The following is a 23,499-nucleotide window of genomic DNA, read 5'->3' as shown; positions in this document are numbered from 1 at the left end:
TGTAGATGTCTCACGGTGATGTGTCTCAGGGGCGGGGTGGCTGCGTGTCCAGGCGGTGTCTCACGAGCGGCGTGCTGCACGCCGGCGCCGTACTGGTTGTCGGGGCGGTTCTGGCGGGTTGTACGGGAGGTGGGCTCTCCGGCGAGAGCGGCTCGGCAGGCGGTGGACCGTCAGCGTCCGCCAAGTATGGAACCAGCCCCTTGGCCGACCCTGACGGAACGAAGCCTGGGCTGGCCCCCATCTCGTCCGAGGCGGACGAGTCGACAGCGCGCGAGTTGATCTCCAAGTTGCCGACCAAGGGGCGAGGGCCGAAGACGGGGTACGCCCGCGACAAGTTCGGCTACGCGTGGATGGACACGGCGGATGGGGTGCCGCTGGCGCGAAACGGTTGTGACACGCGGAACGACCTGCTGAAACTCCATGGTCGGAACGTCGAGTTCCGTACGGGTTCCGACTGCGTGGTCGTGTCGATGGACCTGTACGACCCGTACACCGGCAAGGACATCGCCTGGAAGAAGGCCAAGGCCACCGAGGTACAGATCGACCACGTGGTGCCGTTGTCTTACGCCTGGCAGATGGGCGCCGCGCGCTGGAGCAAGGAGAAGCGGCAGCGGCTGGCCAACGACGTGCTGAACCTTCTGCCGGTATCGGGTTCCACGAACTCCGCCAAGCGCGACTCCGGCCCGGCGTCCTGGCTGCCGCCGAACAAGGCGATCCGGTGCTCTTATGTGGTGCGGTTCGCGCAGGTCGCGGAAAAGTATGAGCTCCCAGTGACGGCCGCGGACAAGGAAATGATGCTCAAGCAGTGCGGGGATTGAGAGGGCTGCGATGACCTGGGGAAATGCCGTCGCTTTCGCGCTGAGGGACGCATATGCTCCGTTGCCGTGGCTGATCGCATACAGGAGATCGTGACGGAGCTGCCGGGCCTGAAGAGCGTCACCGACGTCTGGAAGGTGGCCGACCGTCGTCTGGCGCAAGGGGACGCTGCCTTCATCGCGGACCTCGGCATCGCGCTTGCCGGGGCGTATGGCTCCGAACCCAGGCCGATCTGGCAGTACGGGAGCGTCTTCGACCACCTGCTCCGGCTGCTGGCCACCAATCCCGGCCCCGGGAACGTGGGGCAGGCGCTACGGCTGGTCTCCTCGACGGAAGCCGCCCACAGGAAGCTGGATCACTACACGGCATCCTTGCTGGCCTCCAGCCACCCGGCAGAGGAACTCGCCGCAGCGTTCACCGGGAACGCCTCTGAGGAACTGCGTGCCTGCCTGGTCCATGAGCTCGTGCTCAGGGGCGTCGCGGTTACGGAGACGCCAGGGATCGCAGGGTGGGCGACGTCGCCGCACTGGAAGCACCATCCTCTGGGATGGCTGCCGTTGGCGCTGTCGGACGTGGAGGGTCAGCCGGATCTGCCGAGCTACAGTACCCGGGGCAGCAGCCACTCGATGCCGTACGGCCCGTCGGAGAACGGTCGGGCGGTTGGACGCAGGGCGCACGTGCCGCCGGTCGAGGAGATGACGACCCCTTCCGTTGCCATGGGCATCAGCGCGGCCGTGGCGAACTGGGCGGAGGAGTCGAACGGCCGGATCGAGGCACGAGTCTTCGGCCTGGCAGCTCCTTTGAACGCCGAATCGGTACCGAGTGCGTTGCTGACGCTGGGGCTGCAGTGCCTGAAGGATGCGGGGAGGAAGACCGCCTTCTCGATCGTGGCCTGTCCGCCGGACCAGGCATGGCGGGTGCTCTTCGCCGCCGCGTCCTCGGGAGGGGCCTACAACTCCGGTGCTCGCGGCGCCTACGGCCGACTGGCCGCGTGGCAGTCCCTGGCCTGCCTCGCCGGGGCCACGGAGGGTGTCCCTGCTGAGGAGGTCGAGGCACATGTCCGAGAGTGTGCTTGGTACGGCTTCGACGCCGACACCAAGTGGTTCGAGCGCGTGGCCTGGGACATCGGCCTTGCCTCGGTCTCTCCAGAAGGCCGACGGCTGGCGGTGCTGGCCGCGACGGACACCGACTGAGCACGGTCCTGCATGCTGCTTGCGTCTGGGGTCGTCAGGTGGCCGGTTCCTGTGATCGCCTCAGTTGCTTGACCACGTCTTTCCGGCCTCCGTCGAGCTGGGCTTGAAGCCGCTGGGAGTCTGCCTCCAGCTCCGCGTTCCTGAGTGCCAGCGCCTGGATCTGGTTCGCGTACGCCGCGACGGTTGCACGCAGTTCCCTGATCTCGTCCGCCTTCTCCCTCCGGAGTTTCCGCTCGGACTGTTTCAGGCGTGCGATTTCCTGCCTGAGTTCGTCGGACTCCGGACGCCTGGACTGGGGAGAGCTGAGAATCCCCTTGATTGCCGCCGCGACGGGAGAGCGGTAGTACGAGGCCCGGGAGACGCCGGCCTCGGCGCAGATGTTCACCGCCGAGGTCCGGCCGTCGGTGATCTCGGGGCGGCCGAGCATGAGCTGCTCGAAGGCCCGCATGATCTCGTGGTCGATGTCGGTCAGGCCGGGGTTCTCCCGGGCCAGGCGGGCGAAGGCCGTGCGGACGGTTTGAAGGGTCTCGTCCGTGGAGTCGGTCATCGGCGGGTGTCCTCGTGGTCGATCTCGGCGATCAGGTGGGTGAGCGTGGCCAGGTGTTCGGTGATGGCGAGCTGCTGGAGTCGCGGAAGGTCGGTGGCCTCGCCCAGTTCGGACTCGGCCATGTCATGCGCGCGTTCAAGGCGGGGTAGATGGACGGCGGAGCGGCGCGAGTTGGGGCAGCGCATGCACATGTCGAGCATGGGGACGGGACGCCCCAGAGGCTTGGCGCGCTTGCGGCACACGGCCGTCTCCGCCTGGTAGAAGCAGTCGTTGAGCACGCCTGGGTGCAGGGTTTTCGTCAGGTGGTGCAGCAGCGTACGGAGCCGGGAGGAACTGGCCACAGCCCCGGGCAGGTCGCCGAGTTCGCTGCGGATGCGGTCGAACTCGGCCTCGATGCGCTGGGCGGCGCCGCCCGCGGAGCGTCCGCCATCGTTCCAGTCGTGATAGAGGTCCTCGACGTAGTCGAGCTTGGCCACGGCCTCCTCGGCGGCGACCTCGTCGGCGAAGCCGGAGGCGGAGGTGCCCGCGTACCCCTCGAACATGGTGATCGCGGCGTGTTTGTACTGGCGGGCGCCCGCGACCACCCCGAAGGGCTGGTGGGCGATGTGCCAGGCGAGGGTACGTCGGAACTGCCTGGTGTCGAAGGCCCAGGGAAGCGCCGTGGGCGCTGGCGCGTCTTCCTCGGCTTCGTCTTCCTCGTCCTGGGAGTGCCCGTTCAGGGACGTCGTCGTCAGCGGGATGTAGAGCTCATCCGCCGTGCTGAAGAGCGCGTTGAGGTGGTTGCGGAAGGTTCGGATACGCCGGGGCACGTTGGTGAGGAGTACGTACCCGTTGCGGCCGCCGCCGTCGTAGCCGAAGAGGTGGCCTGGATCGTCGTTGATCTCCCTGAGGGCGGCGACGGCCTGGTGCACGACGTGGAGGACCACCCACTCGGCCTCGTCCCCGCTGAGCTTGCGGTCCTTCCCCTTGTAGACCCGGCCACGGAGTTTGTACCGGGGACGCCCGTCGGCTCCGGTTTCGGTGGCGGCGCAGTCGCGGCCCAGCTCACGCACTTCCACGTCCCGCATCCCCGACAGATAGGCGATGACGATCCAGCACGCCGTTCGCAGGAATGACAGCTCGTTGGCCAACGTGAAGGGGCTGAGTCGCGGGCGCCACGGCCTGCCGGAGGCCGGCCACTCGGACATCGGGGTGTCCAGGCCACCTTCCTCATAGCCGATGTCCTCGCCGGCTTCGGCCATCAGCGGTCGTAGATGTGCGGCGTTGCCGCAGCCGGTCAGGAGGGAGACGAGGCGGTGATTGGGGCTCTGCGGTACGCCGTCGACGGTGACGGCGTCGGGCACGGTGTGCGCGGTCTCGCGGGGGAGCGCGGGGATACCCCGGCCGGCCGCGCGGCGCTCGGCGATGAAGGCCAGCACTCGTTCGCGTGCCTGGCCAGGGCCGAGGTTCTGGCCCCTGCGCACTGCTTCGAGCGCGGCGACCTCCCGCTGGGCGGTGAGGATGTCGCCGCTGGCCGTCTCCACGTAGAAGACCGCAGCCCGCAGCAACGGCGCGAGGATCTCCTCGGGGATGCGCGGAGTGGCGTTCTCGCCCTTGGTCCGCTGCACCCCGGCGATGCTGTAGGCACTGCGGCCGTTCCAGGGGAGGACGTTCAGCCGGTCCTGGGACATGAACGGCCCGTGCGCCGCAAGGTGCTTGAGAAAGGTGATGTTGCGGACGGCCTTGCTCGGGCCGGGTTTCCACCTCGTCAGCACGGCGTCCAGGTGTGTGCGGCCAACGGCGGACAACCGTGGGGCACCCACCTCTCGCAGATCCTTTATCACGGCGACGAAGACGCGCAGCTCACCTGCCGCCGCCGTGGCCTTCATGGGGCCGAGGCCCAGGGAGCCCCGGTGGAGGCGGGAGGCGACGTACTCCTTCGCTGTGCGCCGTGTCACCGGATCGCCGATCTGCGTGAAGTCGAGTCGCCACGTCCGCCAGGTGCGGGGCAGCACGCACCGCAGATCCCAGACGTCCTCGGACAGGAGCGGACCCCTGCTCGGCAGGCCCTGCGTGAGTCGCTCCGAGAGCACGTACTCCGAGGCTGATGGCAGGTCGTGATCACTGGTCCGCGGCTCGGGGACGGCAGTCATGCGATGACCTCCAGGAACGACGGGGGCAGCAGCAGGCGATCGCCGCCGGCCTCGGCGATGGCCTGCGCTGTGGCGATCTGACGCGTGCTGAAGCGGGCGTGGACACCGTGGACGACGCGGTCCCACGCGAGACCGAACCGCGCGGTCCATTCGGCGGCGGGATACTCCTCGCGCTGTCGCTCCAGGAAGTCCAGGAAGGACAGCAGACTCGGCAGGTGGCGGCTGGTGAACACCGCGTTCGGGCATTCCAGGCAGCCCCAGGCCGGTACGGGGCAGGCCGCTCCGGGCTTGCGGGCGAACGGCGAGGCGAAGAAGTCGCGGCAGGAGGCGAGCCATACGTCCTGCTCGCCGGAGAGCGCCGACTCGACCTCCCGCGCGGTCAGCGCGGCCTGGCCGTCGTCGAGTCGGGCGCCCTCGTCCGACAGCACCACCGGTGGGGCCAGCGCCGCGCTCAGCGCCTGCTCAAGGCCCCCTTCCACCGCCTGGTCGTGGGTTTCTTCGTGGGCGCCGATGTCCGCATAGTGCTGCGCGGCGACCGGCCGGGTGTGGCCGGAGGCGAAGTCCTCAAGGACCCCGCCGGCTCGCAGGTACTGACGGGACTTGACGGTCTTGCGCACCCGCCGCAGGTCGAGGGCGACAGGTCCGCCGTCTCGGTCGGTGAGGCGGTCGAGCCCATGCTCGGACATCCACTGCTGGGTCACGGCCGACCAGCCGTGAGGACCGTCGTCGAAGGGCGAACGAACTCGTCCATGACCACCGACGTCGCACCACAGCGCATTGCTGCCGATCAGTTCACGGGTGCGCTTCGTCAAGCGCTGGGCCAGCCGGATCACGCCACCGGGGAAGCGCAGCGAACCCCCGTCGGCGACCCTGACCGTCTTGTGCGTGGCACCCGGGGCGCGCTTCTTGACGTAGGCGATGCTGACGTAGCCGCGTGCCGGACTCGTCAGGCAGTCGGAGCGCAGCTGCCGGATGCACTCGGGTTCCATGCCGGTCTGACAGGCAAGCAGGAGGAGGAAGGGCACCAGGTCCCGTGCGGTGAGGTGCAGACGGCCGTTGACCTCCTCCCTTCCACCCCAGGGGCGCAGGATCTTGTACGAGGCGTCGTCTGCGGTCAGCGGGCCGTGGTGCGCGACGTACCAGAGGACGTTCTCCAGCCGGTCCCAGCCGTGTTGGTGCGGGTCTCGGCCCGTAGCCGCCAGCTTCTCGCCCTCCAGGATCCGGTCGCGGATACGGGCGACGTCGTCCCGGGCGGTGGTCTCCAACGCGTCGAGCACCGGGAACGGATACGCGTCGAGGGGTTTGGACGCCCGGTGGGCCGACGTCGACGTGAAGCCCAGACGTGCGTGAAAGGCGGCTCCGAAGGAGTCGGGGTGTGCCCCGTGCACCAGCTTCAGCAGCCGCACGAGGTACGTCATGGTGAGGTACGGCTCCTTGCTCGTCTCTCCGTACTGGGCGATCAGACGCGTCTCGAAGGCGTCCAGGAGATCGGGCTCCAAGCCGCTCAGACGCAGGTCGGCGGCGGAGCCCGGGAGGACAGTGGCCGTGAACTCGACGAATTCCCGGATGCGTTTGACGACGTAGCGGACGCTACTGCGGTCGCGCAGGGTGCCGGGGCTGCTGATGACGTCGACGAGGGCGTTGGCCAGGGCTCGGACGAGGCGCGGACACGGAAGCCCCGACATATCGATGTCCTCGGGACTCCCGTTCAGATCTACGGTGAAGATCACGGGGCCGATCGTCGGCACGGGCTCGGCTGCGGCAGGGGGCTCGACAACGGCGGGGAAGCGGACGCGGCGCGGGCTCACCGATCCTCCTCCGCATCCAAGTGGATCCGCTCGAAGGCGGCGGCCTGCTCGTCCCAGTCGCCGAGCGCCGCGAGCACGATCTCCTGGGCCTCGTCCAGGACGTCGAGGTATGTGTAGACGGTCGCCTCGTGGCGGTGACCGAGCAGGAGCTGGAGCTTGCGCAGAGGGTTGCCGATAAGCAGGCGCTTCACTTCCGCGTGGGTGAACCGGCGGTCCTCGCGCATGCCGAGTGCCCGGACGGTCTGTCGTAGCAGTAGGCCAAGCATGTGCACCGCGAACGTGTGCCGCAGGGTGTGCGGGTGGACGTCGAAGTCGAGCTCGAAGGCGGCACACCGCTCGTTCGCCCGCTGGAAGACCGACTGCCAGGTACTGCGCCGCAACGGCAGCCCGTTCTCACCAAGCCACAGACACAGTGGGCCGACCATGGCCCCTCGGCCGTCGACCTGGACAAGCTGTGCCCGGTCTGCCGCGCCGATGCGTGAGTACGACCAGCTGGTTCCGTTCTCGATCACCAGCGCGTGCCGGTTCGCCCGTCGTACCGGCAGCCGGTCCGCAGGCGCTTCGTACACGCCTTGGGCGCGACGCCGCTGTACCAGCTCGTCACGCTCCATACCGACGTAGTGGTGCAGGTCGCGGGCCACCCGGGGACGGACGTACACCGTGCGCGATGTGCCCCGCTTGGCCACGGCTGCCGAGACGGTGATGTCGCCGATCAGGCGTCTGCCGGTCACCGGTGGCAGTTCCGTCGTCAGCAGGCTCGCGGCCTCGCCCAGCCGCATGCCGGTGCAGACCAGGAGATCGGCGAAGAGAGCGTTGCGTTCGCCGTTGCGCCCACGCCACCTGACATCCGGGGAGCCGTCCGGCAGCAGTCCGCGCAGCCCGACATCCCGCCAGAGCATGAAGTCCTCGTGCGACAGGAACCGGATCGGCTGCCGGGGCACCTCGGGCTCGGCGTCGGCGTTGACCCGTACCCGCTTCGGTCCCTGCGGCGACACCACGGTCTTGTCGACGTACCGGAACGGCTCGGCCGGCAGCAGTTCCTCGTACAGCGACCACTGCACCCACTTGTCGAGCGCGGCGATCGAGCGGTTCCAGGTCGCCACCGAGATGCCGCCCGGTTCGTCGCCGTGCAGGCGTACGGCCTTGTAGGCGCGGAGGTCGGCACCGTCCGTGTCCCAGATGGACTTGCCGCCCCGGGACTCGTGGAGGAAGCGGCAGTAGAGCATGACGTCCGTGCTGTAGGCGATGCGGCTGTTCTCCGACCGCACGCCCCAGTTCTCCAGGTCACGCAGGAAGCGGTTCAGGTGGAGGTCGTAGCTGCCGTCCGGTCCGAGGACGAAGGGTCTGCCCTCGTCAGCGCCGGCTCGCCGAAGGACCGACTCCCCATCGAAGGGAACTCCATCGATGGGCCGTGCCCCGAGTGCTGTCCGGTGCAGCAGTACCGGCGTCTCGGAACTGGCATCCGCGTCTTCAGACTCCATTGCATGCAAGTCGCCCTCCCCGGTGTGAGACAAGCTGTACGCGCACATAACGGGGTGATCGGTGAGACGGTTACGGGTGCCGACATAAACGACCCGCTCAACCTCCTCGCGGTCGACGCGGGCCCCAACCGCAGCAAGGGCGAGGGCGATACGGCGACCTGGCTGCCGCCCCGCAAGGGGTACCGGTGCACGTATGTCGCCGGGCAGGTCGCCGTGAAGAAGAAGTACGGGCTGTGGGTGACGGCCGGTGAGCGGGACGCCATGAAGCGCGTGCTGTCCGGCTGCCCGGACCAGGCTCTGCCCACGGGCGGCAATCCGACGTCGGCGCCGGAGCGCTTCCACGCGCGCTGAGCCTTCAGGCCCGGTCAGCCGCCCATCTTGTCCAGGTCGACGACGTCCTTGTCGGCCGGCGGCGCGGCCTCGACCGGCTTGTCGTAGTCCGAGAACGTGAGCGAGGCAGGTTCCTTGGCGGACTTGGTGACGAGCTTGAGCACGTACGGCCTGCCCTCGGTCGCGACGTAGAGCGTGTACTCGTCCTTGCCGTCGGTCTCGGTGACCGTGAACGCGGGCGTGCCGTCGACCGTCGTCGCCCTGCCCTTGCGGGCGAGGGTGTCATTGCTCTTGAACTCGGCGAGCATGGAGCCGAGGTCGCAGAACGCCGCCATGTCCTTGGCGTCGGGGCTGTCCGCCTTCGACTTCATCCAGCGTCCCGCAAGCATCTTCACGACGGCGTCGGTGTCCGCCTTGGACTCGCCCTCGCTCTGGGCGCGCAGGAACGCCTCGTCGGACTTGAGGTACATGGTCGGGCCCGTCTTGATCAGGTCGACCCTGCCCTGGCCCTTCATGCCCATCGAGCCGGCGCACTCGCCCTTCCTGTCGAGGGCGACGTCGAGTGCGATCTGCCCGCCCTCCCCGTCGGCCGCGTTGCCCTTGATGGTGAGGGACGAGGCGCCGCGGGTGGCCTTCATGGCCTTGTTGGCGATCTCCGGTCCTGACAGGTCGGCGAAGGGGGCCTTGGGTTTGTCGCCCGACCCCGCGGCGTCACCGGGGCCGCCGGGCCCGCACGCGGTGAGCGAGACGGCGGCCGTGACGACGGTGAGGCAGAGGGCGGCAAGTGTGCTGCGGCGCATGGGAGTTCCCGGGGAGTCGGTTGAGGTGGTGGAGGCGGAGCGGTGGTGTGCGGCCGTCAGAAGTTGCCGTTGGTGATGATCTCGCCGTCGGCGTCGTAGACCGTGACCAGGCCGTTCTTGCTGTCCTTCCAGTCCGCGAACGCGGAGGCGATCAGCTTGGAGGGGCCGGAGCCTTCGCCCGTCAGGCCGCCGGTGAAGTCGGTGTAGACGTCGGCGCTGTCGAGGATGTCGTTCTGCTGGTCGGCGCCCTGGACCTTGAGGACGTGGGCGACGGCGTCCTTCTCCTTGGGGGTGCCGTTCTTCGCCACGAAGGCCTTGAACTGCTCGGCCTGCGAGGCCTTCGACGCGCCCTTGTCGCCGGCGTCGGACTCGGCGGCGTCATCGGCCTTGCCGGCCTTGTCGCCCGCGTTCTTGTCCGCGGCGGCGGAGGTACCGCCGCCGTTCCCCCCGTTGTCGTGGTCGCCGTCACCCGAGTTCGCCGATACGACGCCGATCACGACGATCCCGACGACCGCACCCAGCGCGACCTTGGTCTTCATGCCCATGGCTGATCCCCCCACAGAAGGCGGTCCCCGATTCCGGCGACCGCTCGTTTCGATGGGTCAATAAGAACAGAGCCTGTGAACCGAGTCAACACAGCTCACGAAGTCGAGCATGTACACGCTCGTGAATGGGGCGCTTACGCGTTCGCGGGTATGATCGGCGCCACAGTCATGTGGGGGAGCCGAGGGGAGCACGCCGGGTGCAGGACAACGCCACTGAAGTGACCGCGGCCGGGATCGCCCGGCTCGCGGGGGTCGGCCGCGCCGCCGTCAGCAACTGGCGCCGCCGCCACCCCGACTTCCCCAAGCCCGTCGGCGGCACCGAGACCAGCCCCTCCTTCGCCCTCACCGACGTCGAGAACTGGCTGCGCGAGCAGGGAAAGCTCGCCGAGGTCCCGCTGCGTGAACGCGTCTGGCAGCAGCTCGCCGGACACCCCGCGGGCCCCGGCGTCGCGCTCCTGCACACCGGCTGCCTCCTGCTCCTCGTGCACGACCGGCCCACCGACTGGCTCGAACTCGCCGCGGTCTCCGACGAACACCTCGCCCAGCGCCTCCCGGCCACCCTCGACGACGTCCTGACCCCGCGCTTCGGCCCCCGCGACGAACGCGCGGTGCGCCTGCCCGACACGGGGCTCCTGCTCTCGGTCCCGCTGCTGCGCGGCGCCGCCGAACTCGCCGCCGAACTGGGCGCCCGTCAGACGTACGAGTTCCTGCTCGGCCGTCATCTCGACGCCAACCCGCGCCAGTACACCCTCACGCCCGCGGGTCCCGCCCAGCTCATGGCCGCCCTCGCCGGATCCGCCCGCACCGTCCTCGACCCGGCCTGCGGCACCGGCGCCCTGCTGCGCGCCATGCGCGACCTCGCGCCCGAGCCGGACCAGCGCCTCTACGGCCAGGACAGCGCCCCCGACCTCGCCGCCCTCACCGCGCTGCGCCTCGCACTCGGCACCCCCGCCGCCACCGACGGCGCCACCGTGCGCACGGCGGCCGGCGACACCCTGCGCGCCGACGCGTTCCCCGACGTCCGCGCCGACGCCGTCCTCGCCCACCCGCCGTTCAACGAACGCAACTGGGGCCACGACGAACTCGCCTACGACGCCCGCTGGGAGTACGGCTTCCCGGCCCGCACCGAGTCCGAACTCGCCTGGATCCAGCACGCGTTGGCCCGCCTGCGCGACGGCGGCACCGCCGTCCTGCTGATGCCGCCCGCCGCCGCGTCCCGCCGCTCGGGCCGCCGCATCCGCGCCGACCTCCTGCGCCGCGGCGCCCTGCGCGCCGTGATCGCCCTGCCCGCGGGCTCCGTCCCGCCCAACAACATCCCGCTCCACCTGTGGGTACTGCGCCGGCCCGGCGCCGGCGCGCCGCCCGCGCCCGAACTCCTCCTCGTGGAGACGACCGGCGGCGGCCCGGCCGGCTCCGGCGACGGACGCGACAAGCTTCCGTGGGAACAGGTCCAGCAGGCCGTGCTCGACGCCTGGCGCCCCTTCGACCGCGACGGCACGATCGAGGAACTGCCCGGCATCGCCCGCTCCGTGCCCGTGATCGAGCTGCTCGACGACGAGGTCGACCTCGCGCCCGCGCGCCGGCTGCCGCCTCCGGCCGCGGGCGGCGGCGCCGAGGAGCTCGCCGCGGTCCGCACCCGCCTCGGCGACACCCTGCGCCTCACCGCCGACCGCGCCCCCGACACCCCGCCCGCCGCGCAGTCCCCCGCCCGATGGCCTCAGACGACGGTCGGTGAACTCGCCCGCGCGGGCGCCCTGTTGCTCCGGACCACCACGGCGACCGCGGCGGCATCGGCTCCCGCCACCGGCGGCGCCGCGCGCGTGCCCGTCCTCACCGACCACGACGTCCTCGCCGGAACCGCACCCTCCGGCTCACCCCAGGGCGGGGACGAGGAGCCCGTACTCGTCGAGGCGGGCGACGTCGTCGTGCCCCTGGCCGGCGGCGGCGCGGTCGTCCGGGTCGTCGACGAGGCCACCGCGGGCGCCGCACTCGGCCGCGGCCTGACCCTGCTGCGCCCCGACCGGGCAGCCCTCGACCCCTGGTTCCTCGCCGGGTTCCTGCGCGGCACCGCCAACAACCGGCAGGCCAGCAGCTACGCGTCCACTGCCACGCGCCTGGACGTGCGCCGTCTCCAACTGCCGCGCCTGCCGCTCGCCGACCAGCACCGCTACGGCGAACGCTTCCGCGCCCTCGCCGAGTTCGAGGACGCCCTGCGCCAGGCCGCGCGCCTCGGTGAACAGCTCGTGCGGGGCCTGCACGACGGACTGACGGACGGCACGCTCGGCCCCGAGTGACGCGTTCGACATCCGTACGACGACGGTTCCGTACAACCCGGCGCGGGTTGTCGGAGTCGGCCTATACGCTCGACACACTAAGGACCCGTCAGCAGGAGCAGCAGGAGAAGCCATGCACGGCCACGGCTACGGCTACGCGCCGCCACCGCCTCAGTTGCCCTCGAAGGCCGCGCAGATCGGCTTGCGCGTGCTCTTCGTGGCGTTGACCGTGCTGAGCATCGGCTTCCTCGCCTGGACCGCACTGCTGAGGCTCGCCCTGACGACGCGCAGCAGGACCGACTGGTTCGTGTTCGGCTCGGGCGTCGCGCTCCAGATCGCCGTCTTCGCCGTGCTCGCCAGCGACCCGGGCGAGGAGGAGTTCACGACCTGGCGGGGCAACGCCGGCATGTCCGTCCAGCTGCTGATGCTCGCGGGGGTGGTCATCTACTACCTGATCGCGGACATCCGCTTCGACCGCAAGCAGCATGTCTCGTTCAGCGCGTACGTGCCCCGGCAGCCGCCCCGCACCACGCCTCCCGCCTACGGCTACCCGCAGCAGTACACGCCTGAGCCACCGCACGAGATCTCCGTGCACGCCCAGCCCACCCAGACCGCGGGCCCGGCCCCCACACCCGTGCCCGCCCCCGCCCCGCAGCCCCAGGCGCCGCCGCCCCACCGCATCGACCAGGTCCGCGCGGAGCTCGACGAACTCAGCGACTACCTGCGAAAGCACGAAGGCGGACGGTGACCCACCCCCTGAACGCGTCCGGCGGACAACTCGTCGCCGGGCGCTACGAGCTGTCCACCCTCATCGGCCAGGGCGGCATGGGCCAGGTCTGGACGGCGTACGACCAGCGGCTCGACCGGCGCGTCGCCGTGAAGCTGCTGCGCCCCGACCGCGTCGCCGGCCAGGAGGCCGACGAGCTGCGCCGCCGCTTCGTGCGCGAGTGCCGCGTCACGGCCCAGGTCGACCACCCCGGCCTGGTCACCGTCCACGACGCGGGCACCCAGGGCGAGGACCTGTACCTCGTCATGCAGTACGTCGACGGGGCCGACCTCTCCGACCACCTCGCCGAGCACGACCCCTACCCGTGGCAGTGGGCGGTCTCCGTCGCGGCCCAGCTGTGCGCCGTCCTGTGCGCGGTGCACGCCGTACCGATCGTGCACCGCGACCTGAAGCCGCGGAACGTGATGGTCAAGCAGGACGGCACCGTCACCGTCCTCGACCTCGGCGTCGCCTCCGTGCTCGACACCGACACCACCCGCCTCACCCACACCGGCTCCCCCATCGGCAGCCCCGCCTACATGGCTCCCGAACAGGCCATGGGCGGCGCGGTGGGCCCCTACACGGACCTGTACGCGCTCGGGGTGCTGCTGCACGAACTCCTCAGCGGAGACGTCCCCTTCGCGGGCTCCACCGCCCTCGGCGTCCTGCACCGCCACCTCTACGAGCCGCCCCTGCCCGTCCGCCGGCTGCGCCCCGAGGTCCCCGAACCCCTGGAGGCCCTCGTCCTGCGCCTGCTCGCCAAGGACCCGCAGCACCGGCCCGCCTCCGCCCAGGAGACGTACGAGGCCCTGCTCCCGCTGCTGCCCGCGCGCGGCGTACCCAGCGGCGGCCCCCTCGACCCGACCCGCCCCTTCCTGCGCCCGCACGCCCCCTGGCCCGACCGCGCCCGCACCCCCGCCCCGCAGCCCGCCGCGCCCACCCCCCACACCGACAAGCCGGACGTCGCGGGCGCCGTCGACGAGGTCAAGCGCCTCCTCGGCGAGGGCCGCATCACCCAGGCCGTCGACATCCTCGGCGCGATCCTGCCCGCCGCCGCGGCCCAGCACGGCGAACACTCACCGGTCGTCCGCACACTGCGCAAGCAGTACGCCGCCACGCTCATGGACGACGGCCAGTACCGCCGCGCCCTGCCCGAGCTGCGCCGCCTCGCCGACGAGCGCGCCACCGAGGCGGGCCAGGCCGACCCGCAGTCCCTTCAGTTCCGCTACGAGGCCGCGCAATGCCTGGAACAGCTCGGCGAACCGGCCGCCGCACTCGCCGAATACCGGGCGCTGCTCCCGTACTACGAGAACCAGTACGCGACGACGGACATCACGCTGCCCCTCGAAGTCCGGCGCCGCATCGGCCACTTGCTCCTCGCCCTCGGCGACCGGCCCGCCGCGCACGACACCCTCGTACGCCTCCTGCACGACGCGGAGCGACTGCACGGGCCGGGACACCCGTTCCCGGCCGAAATCCGCCGCACCTTGCAGTGGCTGGGGCAGGTCCGGGGCTGAGCCGGGCGGGCCGGGCGCGGGGGAGTGCCTCAACTCCTGGCGAATCGTTGGGTCGAATAGGTGGCCGAGAGCACGGCCACTGCCTAACATCGATCACCGCCGGACTTTGTGCACCGACGCACAATCTCGTCGCAGGGAGGCCCACCTTGCACCGCCGCAAGAGCAGCAACAGTCGCCGCACCGCGCTCGTCCTCTCCACCGCCGCCGTAGCCGCGATCCCCCTCCTCACCGCCTGCGGCAACGACGCGCATCCCGGCGCCGCGGCCGTCGTGGGCAGCGACCGCATCACCGTCTCCCAGCTGGAGAACCGGGTGAACGAGGTGCGCGACGCCCAGCAGGCCGCCACCAAGGACGACCAGCAGTACGAGCAGGCCATCGCCAAGTCCGGCAGCCTCACCCGGAACACGCTGCACTCCATGGTCTTCGACCGCGTCCTGCGCCGCGCGGCCGCCGACGCGGGCGTCACCGTGACCCGCAGGCAGATCCAGGAGCGGCAAGCCGCGATGGCGCAGCAGGCCGGCGGTGTCCGGCAGCTCGAGCTCGCCCTGCTCCAGCAGTACAGCATCGCGCCCGAGCGCATCGCGGACAGCGCCCGCACCGACCTGGAGGTGATGGGCCTTGCCCAGAAGGTCGGCGCGAACATGCAGTCCCAGTCCGGGACCGACCAGGCCCCCTTCTGGAAGGCGCTCGACCAGGCCTCCAAGGAGCTGAACGTCGACCTGAACCCGCGTTACGGCACCTGGGACATCGCCAAGAGCCATGGCCGCGCCGACGCGAAGACGCCCTGGGTGCGCGAGGTCACGTCCCTGAAGACGGACCAGCAGACGGCGTAGGGCCTCTCGCCCGGTGCGCGGCAGGCGGCCTGGGTTACGTTCGAGGCGTGAACGCCGAGAACGCACCCGCCGCCGCAGCCCCGACCGGCCGCATCGTCCTGCTCACCACCAGCCACCGCGTCGCGCCCGGCCTGCTGTCGTGGTCGGCCTGGCAGCTCCTGCACGCCGCCGACGAGGTGCTGTGCGCCGACGCCGCGCACCCGCAGCTGCCGTATCTGCGGGAGGCCGGCATCGAGGTGCGGGAGGCCGCGCCGACCGCCAGTGAGCTCGTCGACGCCTGCGCCGGGGGGCGCACCGTCGTGGTCGTCGCCACCGCCGAGGGCGACCGGCGCCTGACCGACGGCCTCGCCGCGCTCGCCGGGTCGGGCCGCGTCGCGATGCCCGACCTGGAACTGCTCCCGGCCTCCTACGACCTGCCGGGCGCCCGCCTCCTCGACGTGGTCCAGGTCATGGACCGCATCCGCCGTGAGTGCCCGTGGTCCTCGCAGCAGACCCACAAGGGCCTCGCGAAGTACGCGATCGAGGAGGCGTACGAACTCGTCGAGGCGATCGAGGACGGCGACCGGGACGAACTGCGCGAGGAGCTCGGGGACGTGCTCCTCCAGGTCGTCTTCCACGCCCGGATCGCCGAGGAGGCCTCCGGCGAGGAAGGGGACGAGGCGTTCTCCGTGGACGACGTCGCCGGCGGCATCGTCGAGAAGCTCATCCACCGCCACCCGCACGTCTTCGGCGACGACACGGCGCTCACGCCCGAGGACGTGAAGGAGCACTGGCTGCGCACGAAGGCCGTGGAGAAGCAGCGCGAGTCCGTCACGGACGGGGTGCCGGTCGGCCAGCCCGGCCTCGCGCTCGCGGCGAAGCTGGGATCCCGCGTCCGCACGGCCGGCCTCGACGTGCCCGCACCGGACGGCGAGGGCGTCGGCTACGAACTGCTCGCCCTCGCCCTGCGAGCCGAGTCCGACGGAGTCGACCCGGAAGCAGCGCTGCGGGCGGCGGCCCGGACGTACCGGGACGCGATCCGCGCGGCGGAGGGGCTGGCCGCTCAGTGAGCGGTGAACTCCACCGGAAGGGTCCGCAGGCCGCGCATGATGAGCCCTCCGCGCCAGCGCAGATCGGCAGGATCGACGGACAGTTCGAGATCCGGCAGGCGACGCAGCAGCGTCTCGATGGCGGTAGTGCCTTCGAGGCGGGCCAGCGGCGCGCCTAGGCAGTAGTGGATGCCGTGGCCGTAGCCGAGGTGCTGGTTGTCACGGCGGGACAGGTCAAGCGTGTCCGGTTCATGGAAACGAGCCGGGTCGCGGTCCGCGGCGGCGAGGACGACCAGTACGGGATCGCCGGTGGCGATGTGCTGCCCGCCGATGGTGAGGGGTTCGGTGGCGAAACGCCAGGTGGCGAGCTCTACAGGGCCGTCGTAGCGGAGCAGTTCCTCGATGCCGGTGTCGAGCAGCTCGCGCTCGCCGCGCTCGATCGACTCCTGAAGTCGTGTTCGCTGCCCGGGGTTGCCCAGGAGCGCGTACACGCCGTTGCCGATCAAGTTGATCGTGGTCTCGAAACCGGCGAACAGAAGCACAAAACACATCGCGGCGGCCTCGTTCTCCGTGAGGTGCTCGCCGTGGTCGGAGGCGCGGATGAGGTCTGAGATCAGGTCGTCGCCGGGATGGTTGCGCTTGCGGTGAATGAGTTCGGCGAGGTAGCCGCGGATCTTCTTGACGGAGCGGGCGACGCCACCGCGCGGGCCTCCGCCGTGCCGGATCATCATCCCCGCCCAGTCGCGGAAGTCGTCCTGGTCCTCGCGGGGGACGCCGAGCAGGTCGCAGATCGCGTAGATGGGGAGGGGGAATGCGTAATCGTGAATGAGGTCGGCCTCGCCCTGTGGCGCGAACCGGTCGATGAGGTCGTCCGCCAACTCCTGGACGCGGGGGGCGAATTCGGCCACGCGCCGTGGAGTGAACGCCTTGGAGACGAGGCGGCGAAGCCGGGTGTGGTCCGGCGGGTCGATGTTGAGCAGATGCGTCATCAGGTTGGCGCTGCGCTCGCCGGGGATGCCGGTCTTGCTCTTGCCGTGCGCGTCCTCGGCGTGGTGCTTGGGATTCTTCGACAGCCGACTGTCCGCGAGGGCCTGGCGGGCATCGGCATAGCGGGTCACCAGCCATGCTTCGACCCCGCTCGGCAGCTTGGTCTGATGGACGGGGGAGTTCTCACGGAGCCAGGCGTAGGCCGGGTACGGGTCGGTGGCGAACTCCCAGGTGAAGAGTTCGGGCGCGGTGTTCGGGACGTTCACGGAACGACCGTATAGGCAGCCGTCCCGCCGGCCGCCGCCCACGAGGTCTTGAGCTGCTTTGGCGCGATAGAGGCGGCTGGAAGAAATATGCGGATTACGGCACGCCTTGGGTGAGCAGTGACTAGATTCACGGCAACGCAATGGGCCCCGAAGCTGGCTAGAGCTCCGGGGCCGTACCAGCCGTGAAGGGGCTGATGTGTCCAACGCTACAGCTATGCCTGAGCCCATGTCCGCGCCCGGTCCTCGGCCGAATCCCGCAGCGCCCGTCCGTGCGGCCCTGATGCTCCGTGTTTCGACCAGGGGACAGGCCAAGGGCTATGGGCTCGACGTGCAGGAGGAGGCGGGGCGCGCCTACGTCGACCGCAGGACCGGATGGGTTCTCCCGCCCGACCTGATCTTCAAGGACAAGGGTGTGCCGGGAGCCGTTGTCGACCGTCCGGCCATGCGGGCCCTCGAACAGGCTGCTCGGCAAGGGCTCGTCGATGTGATCGTGGTCCACAACTTCGACCGCGTCGGCCGCACCGGTCAGGCGTTCTGGACGTGGATCTGGGCGATGGAGGACCTCGGTGTCGACTTCGTCTCCGTCACGCAGGACATCGACACGACCACGCCGCTCGGCCGCAGGCAGTTGCAGTTCCACGCGATGCAGGCCGAGGCCGAATGGAATCTCGTCCGGGACCGCACGCAGTCCGGTCGTCAGCGGAAGGCTCTGAACGGTGGCTGGCCCGGTGGCCCACCGCCGTGGGGATACGCCATCGAAGGCATCGGCCGACGAAGGTCAGTGCTCGTCGTGGACGATGAGGAGGCGGCGGTGGTCCTCAAAGCGGTGAGTCTCGTCCTGGACGAGGGCAAGAACATCTCAGCCGCGGCACGGGGGTTGAACCAGCTCGGGCTCCTGACGCGCAGCGGTCGGCCATGGAGCGCGGCCAACCTGCACCGCCGCCTCAGGAGCCCGTCGTTGCACAGGGGCGAGATCGTCTTCCGTAATCCCCTGGGCAGCGGCAGGAACCGGACCAAATTGGACGGGGATGGTCTCCCCCTTCACGGGGACAGCTTGACGATCTCAGTTCCTCGGATCATCCCGGCCGACCGGGCCCGGGAACTCGACGACGCCATGGAGCAGAACGGACATCGCGTGCACTCGGCGGCCTGCGTGTATCCCCTCACGGGCCGGATCGTCGGCCGATGCGGACACCACTACGTCGGTGCCTTCCGCAACTCCGACGCCACTCGGTACTACCGGTGCGGTGGCGCCAACAACGGCAAGGGGCGGGAGTCGGGCTGCAGTGACCCCTATCTGACGGCCATTGATGTCGAGGCTTCGGTCTGGCGGGAAGTTGTGGCGTTCCTCGCTGGACCGGAACAAGTCGAGGAGAGGCCCACCGTTCCCGCCGGGCTGGTTCCCGGCGACATCGGCAAGCAGCGGGAGCGAGTCGCCGCCATCGAGGCAGATTTTCAGCGGAAGTGCGAGGCCGCGGCACGAGCCGTGGTCGATATGGCGCGCAGTCCGGGCTTCGACGAATCGGTCAGGGACGCTGTCATGAGGCAGCTCGACGAGGACGTTCGGAGCGCCGGGCTGCTGCTGTCCAGGGCGCGTGAGGTTCTCGCGGGACAGATGCGGGTGGAGGCGGAGGCCGGGAAAGCCGTGGATCTCGTCGCGATCGCCCGAGCGGGCTCGCGGGAGCTGACCCTGGCCGACATGGGGGAAGTGATCCGCCTGCTGGGTGTCGGAGTGCGGCCACTCGGAGAGGTGCGGAAGCGGAGCGGGGTCAAGTGCAAGGTGACCGAGTGGCACGAGGGGACGGGCGTGCTGGTGCCGGGGGAGGTGCTCGAGTCACGGTGGCCTGCCGTCGAGGAGCTCATGACGTCCTTCTTCCGGCGTAGGCAGTTCGCTCGGGGGGTCGTGGACATCAGGACCCAGGTGAACGGAATTCTCCATCGGCTGCGCACGGGATGTCTGTGGGACGAACTCCCTGAGCGTTACGGCCCGTGGGCACTCGTCAAGGACAGGCAGAACACCTGGTTCAAGAAGGGTTTCTGGCCACTGCTCGTCGATCACCTGAACTTGGCCGGGGGAGGCGTTCCGGTTCGGAGGGAGCGTCAGGTCCCGCCCTTGGACATTACGTGGCGGAACTGATGGAGTCGCCCGGCTACGCGGCGGTCGGCTGGTTCGGGTGAGGCGATGGAATGCGCCTGAACCTGCCGATTTGCGCTGGCGCGGCGGGCTCATCATGCGGGGATTGCGCACACTTCCGGTCGAGTTCGCGCCGCATCAGGAAGGCCCGGACGAAGCCTCATAACTGACGGTCCGTCAAGACTGTGACTTTCACGTGATCTCCGCTGCATCGACTTGTGACAAGCGTTCGACTCCCGCTACGTTCACCAGTCATCGCGGCACCACCCGCCGCAGGATTCCCCGAGCCACCGAAAGGCGCCTCCATGCTCACCGGGAACGGTCGTCACCGTCGCCCCCGCCAGGCTCCCGCGCTCATCGTCGCCGCGGGAGTGGCCGGCTCCGCCATCGCGATCCCTCTGCTCGGCGCGACCAGCGCGAGCGCCGCGTCGACGGCCACATGGGACAAGCTCGCCGAGTGTGAGAGCGGCGGCTCCTGGAGCGCCGATCCGGGCAACGGCTATTACGGCGGGCTCCAGTTCTCCCAGGAGATCTGGGAGAACTACGGCGGCCTCGACTTCGCGCCGCGCGCGGACCAGGCCAGCCGCTCTCAGCAGATCGCCGTCGCCGAGAAGGTCCTCGCCGACCAGGGCCCGAGGGCATGGCCGGTCTGCTCGGTCACCTCGGGGCTCACGGCGGACGACGCGGCGGCCAAGGTTGATCCCGGGGCGGCCCTGCCGACCCCGTCCGCGTCCGCCGGCGACTCCGGCAGCGACGACGCGGCGGACGGCGACACCGCGAAGGACGACGCGAGCGACGAGCCGGCGGACTCCGCGACCTCGGGCGCGGAGGACGACTCCCGAGAGAAGAATCACGACACCTCGGGTGATACCGCAGGCAACGCCTCGGATGGTGCCGAGGGTGACAAGTCCGGCCGGGACGGCTCGACTTCGACCCCCGCGACGCCCTCGCCGGAGACCTCCGACGGCTCGGACGCGGCCACCCCGCCCGCCTCCGGCCGACACCGCGGCGACGCCGCCGCGGACGACGCCGCGGGCTCCTCGCGTGCCGACGACGGCTCGGGCCGCCACGCCTCGCGCGGCGACGAAAGCGGACGTAAGCAAGCGAATCAGGATGAAGACGCCTACACCGTGCGCGCCGGCGACAACCTCTGGGACATCGCCGACACCCATGACGTGGACGGCGGATGGGCCGCTCTGTATGCCGAGAACAAGAAGACGGTGGGTGCCGACCCGGACCTCATCCTTCCTGGTCAGAGTCTGGATCTTGGGCTCGAATCGGGCGAAAAGTAGCGGCAGTTCGGGCTGAATGTCCGCTTTAGCGAGAGTGAGAGATGGGTCTCAAAGGCCCTGATCGTCTTTGAAATTCCGGCGATCCACTGCTTACGGTCATCACCGCTCGCCACAGCGGGCCCCGTCGGATGTCACGCCGAATCCTGCCAATGTCCGTACGGGAACAGTCGTCGCGTAAGCGCCGTAGGCAGGAGCGGGGGACCCAAGGTAAGTGCCGGCCCCGGCCGTTGAGAGACGGCCGAACGACCGGCTTGGGGTGAAGTCGCACGCAGGACGTGCGACCGGGCACTCATCCGGCCCGAACCCGACAGCTCACCTCGTAGGCGTCGGTGAGGGGATCTCTCGATGCTGTTTTCCAGCAAGGGCAAGCACCGCCGCCCGACTGCCATTCAGCGGTCTGTTCGCGTCGCCACGCTCGCCGGTGTCGCCGGTGCCGCTGTCGCCGTCCCGCTGATGGGTGCCACCGGCGCCTCCGCCGCCACCGCCTCCGAGTGGGACGCGGTCGCGCAGTGCGAGGCCGGCGGCAACTGGTCGATCAACACGGGCAACGGCTACTACGGCGGCCTCCAGTTCTCCTCGTCCACGTGGGCCGCGTACGGCGGCACCGCGTACGCCTCCACCGCCGACAAGGCCTCCAAGGCGCAGCAGATAGCCGTCGCCGAGAAGGTCCTGGCCAGCCAGGGCAAGGGTGCCTGGCCGAGCTGCGGCGTGGGCCTGTCCGCCGCCTCGACCGGCTCCGCCCCGGCCGCCACCCCGCAGCCGGAGCGCAAGGCCGAGCAGCCGACCACCCGCAGCCAGGAGCGCACGACGCCTGCCGCGAAGCAGGAGTCGAAGAAGACCGTCGAGACCCCGACCGGCAAGAAGGTCAAGAAGGGTGACGGCGAGTACAAGGTGAAGGCCGGTGACACGCTCAGCACCATCGCCGAGGCGCACGACACCAAGGGCGGCTGGGCGAAGCTCTTCAAGCTGAACAAGGACATCGTCGAGGACGCCGACCTGATCTACCCGGGCCAGCAGCTCCACCTCAAGTAAGCAGGAGAGGAGCAGCGGCCCCCAGGCCGCTCGGGTACCGGCTTTCGGCGGACGGCCGGTACCACGCCAGGTTTCCCCCAAGGACTCCCCGCCCCGGGTGCGCATTCCCCCGTCGCGCCCGGGGCGGGGCTCTGGTGTGTGAGGGGTCCTGGGCTTTCGTCCGTTGTCGGCCGGGATTTTTTGTTCCGTTCGGAAACAATTCGCTCTCGGTTTTGTCCACGGGCCGGTCGGTCGGCTGGCCGATGCCCGGAGCCGGATAGGCTCACGTGTTGCCGGACCATGCGGCCCGGCGTAGTTGCGTCACATCCCAGAAGGAGATGCTCGTGCCGTCCATCGACGTCGTCGTAGCCCGGGAAATCCTGGACTCCCGAGGCAACCCCACGGTCGAGGTCGAGGTCGGCCTCGACGACGGCAGCACCGGTCGTGCCGCTGTCCCGTCCGGTGCGTCCACCGGCGCGTTCGAGGCCATCGAACTCCGCGACGGTGACCCGAACCGCTACCAGGGCAAGGGTGTCGAGAAGGCCGTCCTCGCCGTCATCGAGCAGATCGGCCCGGAGCTCGTCGGCTACGACGCCACCGAGCAGCGCCTGATCGACCAGGCGATGTTCGACCTGGACGCCACCGACAACAAGGGCTCGCTCGGCGCCAACGCCATTCTCGGCGTCTCCCTCGCCGTCGCGCACGCCGCCTCCGAGGCCAGCGACCTGCCGCTGTTCCGCTACCTCGGCGGCCCGAACGCGCACCTGCTGCCCGTCCCGATGATGAACATCCTCAACGGTGGGTCGCACGCCGACTCCAACGTCGACATCCAGGAGTTCATGATCGCGCCGATCGGCGCGGAGTCCTTCTCCGAGGCCCTTCGCTGGGGCGCCGAGGTCTATCACACCCTCAAGAAGGTGCTGAAGACCAAGGGCCTGTCCACCGGCCTGGGCGACGAGGGCGGCTTCGCCCCGAACCTGGAGTCGAACCGTGCCGCGCTCGACCTCATCATCGAGGCCATCAAGCAGGCCGGTTACGTCCCCGGCGAGCAGATCGCGCTCGCGCTCGACGTCGCCGCGTCCGAGTTCTACAAGGACGGCCTGTACGAGTTCGAGGGCAAGTCCCGCTCGGCCGCCGAGATGACCGAGTACTACGAGGAGCTCGTCTCCGCATACCCGCTGGTCTCCATCGAGGACCCGCTGTACGAGGACGACTGGGCCGGCTGGAAGGTCATCACCGACAAGCTGGGCGACAAGGTCCAGATCGTCGGCGACGACCTCTTCGTCACCAACCCGGAGCGCCTGGCCCGCGGCATCGAGGAGGGCTCCGCCAACGCCCTGCTCGTCAAGGTCAACCAGATCGGTTCGCTGACCGAGACCCTGGACGCCGTCGAGATGGCCCAGCGCAACGGCTTCAAGTGCATGATGTCCCACCGCTCCGGCGAGACCGAGGACGTCACCATCGCCGACCTCGCCGTCGCGGTGAACTGCGGCCAGATCAAGACCGGCGCCCCGGCCCGCTCGGACCGCGTCGCCAAGTACAACCAGCTCCTGCGCATCGAGGAGATCCTCGACGACGCCGCGGTCTACGCCGGCCGCAGCGCGTTTCCCCGCTTCAAGGGCTGACGCCCTGCGCTCGGCGGCCCCCGCTTCAAGGGCTGAGCCACACAGGCTTCGGTAGAAGCGTCGTACGTACGTCCCCGCACCCGGTCCCGTACCGTGTGCGGGGACGTACGCACGT

Annotated in this window: 18 protein-coding genes, 1 pseudogene and 1 riboswitch; of the genes and pseudogenes, 12 read left to right on the top strand and 7 right to left on the bottom strand. The window is 70.0% G+C overall.

Annotated features, from left to right (window positions below):
• The first annotated feature begins 5 nt into the window (after positions 1-5).
• Both ACY0PA_RS18810 and ACY0PA_RS18805 read left to right on the top strand, forming a co-directional pair.
• Positions 6-818: an HNH endonuclease family protein gene (locus tag ACY0PA_RS18810; RefSeq protein ID WP_473085709.1), complete on the top strand. Its 813-nt coding sequence runs from the start codon at positions 6-8 to the stop codon at positions 816-818.
• A gap of 66 nt (positions 819-884) precedes the next feature.
• Positions 885-2,009 carry a DUF6183 family protein gene (locus ACY0PA_RS18805; RefSeq protein ID WP_473085708.1) on the top strand — a complete coding sequence of 375 codons (1,125 nt, stop codon included), beginning with the start codon at positions 885-887 and terminating at the stop codon, positions 2,007-2,009.
• A 34-nt stretch (positions 2,010-2,043) separates the two neighbouring features.
• On the opposite strand, the gene ACY0PA_RS18800 is transcribed toward ACY0PA_RS18805, so the two are convergent.
• From ACY0PA_RS18800 to ACY0PA_RS18785, 4 genes are read right to left on the bottom strand one after another with little or no spacing between them, the layout of a single operon-like run.
• Complete coding sequence (locus ACY0PA_RS18800) at positions 2,044-2,556, bottom strand: hypothetical protein (protein ID WP_473085707.1); 513 nt, start codon at positions 2,554-2,556, stop codon at positions 2,044-2,046.
• A complete protein-coding gene (locus tag ACY0PA_RS18795) occupies positions 2,553-4,688 on the bottom strand; it encodes a hypothetical protein (RefSeq protein ID WP_473085706.1) in 2,136 nt (711 codons plus the stop codon). Before ACY0PA_RS18795 ends, ACY0PA_RS18800 begins: the two co-directional genes overlap by 4 nt.
• On the bottom strand, positions 4,685-6,496 hold the full coding sequence (locus ACY0PA_RS18790; RefSeq protein ID WP_473085705.1) for a hypothetical protein: 1,812 nt from the start codon (positions 6,494-6,496) through the stop codon (positions 4,685-4,687). The genes ACY0PA_RS18795 and ACY0PA_RS18790 overlap by 4 nt, the downstream gene beginning before the upstream one ends.
• Complete coding sequence (locus ACY0PA_RS18785; RefSeq protein WP_473085704.1) at positions 6,493-7,977, bottom strand: tyrosine-type recombinase/integrase; 1,485 nt, start codon at positions 7,975-7,977, stop codon at positions 6,493-6,495. The genes ACY0PA_RS18790 and ACY0PA_RS18785 overlap by 4 nt, the downstream gene beginning before the upstream one ends.
• Positions 7,978-8,064: 87 nt before the next feature.
• On the opposite strand from ACY0PA_RS18785, the pseudogene ACY0PA_RS18780 reads away from it, so the two are divergent.
• Positions 8,065-8,328: pseudogene (locus tag ACY0PA_RS18780) on the top strand (HNH endonuclease family protein); the annotation flags it as partial.
• A gap of 14 nt (positions 8,329-8,342) precedes the next feature.
• Here ACY0PA_RS18780 and ACY0PA_RS18775 read toward each other — a convergent pair.
• Both ACY0PA_RS18775 and ACY0PA_RS18770 read right to left on the bottom strand, forming a co-directional pair.
• The gene (locus ACY0PA_RS18775) at positions 8,343-9,107 is read right to left on the bottom strand and encodes a hypothetical protein (RefSeq protein WP_473085703.1); all 765 of its coding nucleotides are present in this window, start codon (positions 9,105-9,107) and stop codon (positions 8,343-8,345) included.
• A 56-nt stretch (positions 9,108-9,163) separates the two neighbouring features.
• A complete protein-coding gene (locus tag ACY0PA_RS18770) occupies positions 9,164-9,652 on the bottom strand; it encodes a hypothetical protein (RefSeq protein WP_473085702.1) in 489 nt (162 codons plus the stop codon).
• A 197-nt stretch (positions 9,653-9,849) separates the two neighbouring features.
• Between ACY0PA_RS18770 and ACY0PA_RS18765 the strand changes: the two genes are divergently transcribed.
• The 5 genes from ACY0PA_RS18765 (at position 9,850) to ACY0PA_RS18745 (ending at position 16,090) form a co-directional block, all read left to right on the top strand.
• Entirely contained in the window at positions 9,850-11,946 is a 2,097-nt protein-coding gene (locus ACY0PA_RS18765; RefSeq protein ID WP_473085701.1) for an N-6 DNA methylase, read from the top strand.
• 112 nt (positions 11,947-12,058) lie between these two features.
• Entirely contained in the window at positions 12,059-12,673 is a 615-nt protein-coding gene (locus ACY0PA_RS18760) for a hypothetical protein (protein WP_473085700.1), read from the top strand.
• A 50-nt stretch (positions 12,674-12,723) separates the two neighbouring features.
• The gene (locus tag ACY0PA_RS18755; protein ID WP_473086357.1) at positions 12,724-14,208 is read left to right on the top strand and encodes a protein kinase domain-containing protein; all 1,485 of its coding nucleotides are present in this window, start codon (positions 12,724-12,726) and stop codon (positions 14,206-14,208) included.
• A 146-nt stretch (positions 14,209-14,354) separates the two neighbouring features.
• Positions 14,355-15,041 (top strand): SurA N-terminal domain-containing protein, encoded by a 687-nt coding sequence (locus ACY0PA_RS18750; protein WP_473085699.1) that lies wholly within the window; start codon positions 14,355-14,357, stop codon positions 15,039-15,041.
• A gap of 47 nt (positions 15,042-15,088) precedes the next feature.
• Positions 15,089-16,090 carry a nucleoside triphosphate pyrophosphohydrolase gene (locus tag ACY0PA_RS18745; protein WP_473085698.1) on the top strand — a complete coding sequence of 334 codons (1,002 nt, stop codon included), beginning with the start codon at positions 15,089-15,091 and terminating at the stop codon, positions 16,088-16,090.
• Here the strand turns inward: ACY0PA_RS18745 and ACY0PA_RS18740 are convergent.
• The gene (locus ACY0PA_RS18740) at positions 16,084-17,322 is read right to left on the bottom strand and encodes a cytochrome P450 family protein (RefSeq protein ID WP_473085697.1); all 1,239 of its coding nucleotides are present in this window, start codon (positions 17,320-17,322) and stop codon (positions 16,084-16,086) included. The genes ACY0PA_RS18745 and ACY0PA_RS18740 overlap by 7 nt on opposite strands.
• A gap of 214 nt (positions 17,323-17,536) precedes the next feature.
• Between ACY0PA_RS18740 and ACY0PA_RS18735 the strand changes: the two genes are divergently transcribed.
• The 4 genes from ACY0PA_RS18735 (at position 17,537) to eno (ending at position 23,384) form a co-directional block, all read left to right on the top strand.
• A complete protein-coding gene (locus ACY0PA_RS18735; protein WP_473085696.1) occupies positions 17,537-19,459 on the top strand; it encodes a recombinase family protein in 1,923 nt (640 codons plus the stop codon).
• 302 nt (positions 19,460-19,761) lie between these two features.
• Complete coding sequence (locus tag ACY0PA_RS18730) at positions 19,762-20,748, top strand: transglycosylase family protein (protein ID WP_473085695.1); 987 nt, start codon at positions 19,762-19,764, stop codon at positions 20,746-20,748.
• Positions 20,749-20,917: 169 nt separating this feature from the next.
• Positions 20,918-21,089: riboswitch (cyclic di-AMP (ydaO/yuaA leader) on the top strand.
• A gap of 4 nt (positions 21,090-21,093) precedes the next feature.
• On the top strand, positions 21,094-21,780 hold the full coding sequence (locus ACY0PA_RS18725) for a transglycosylase family protein (RefSeq protein WP_473085694.1): 687 nt from the start codon (positions 21,094-21,096) through the stop codon (positions 21,778-21,780).
• Between the two features lie 317 nt (positions 21,781-22,097).
• Positions 22,098-23,384, top strand: a complete 1,287-nt coding sequence (gene eno / locus ACY0PA_RS18720; RefSeq protein WP_473085693.1) for a phosphopyruvate hydratase — start codon at positions 22,098-22,100, stop codon at positions 23,382-23,384.
• Positions 23,385-23,499: the final 115 nt, after the last annotated feature.

It is taken from the genome of Streptomyces sp. DS1-CR2, from assembly GCF_055760475.1.
This window is presented reverse-complemented; position numbering and strand designations above follow the sequence as displayed.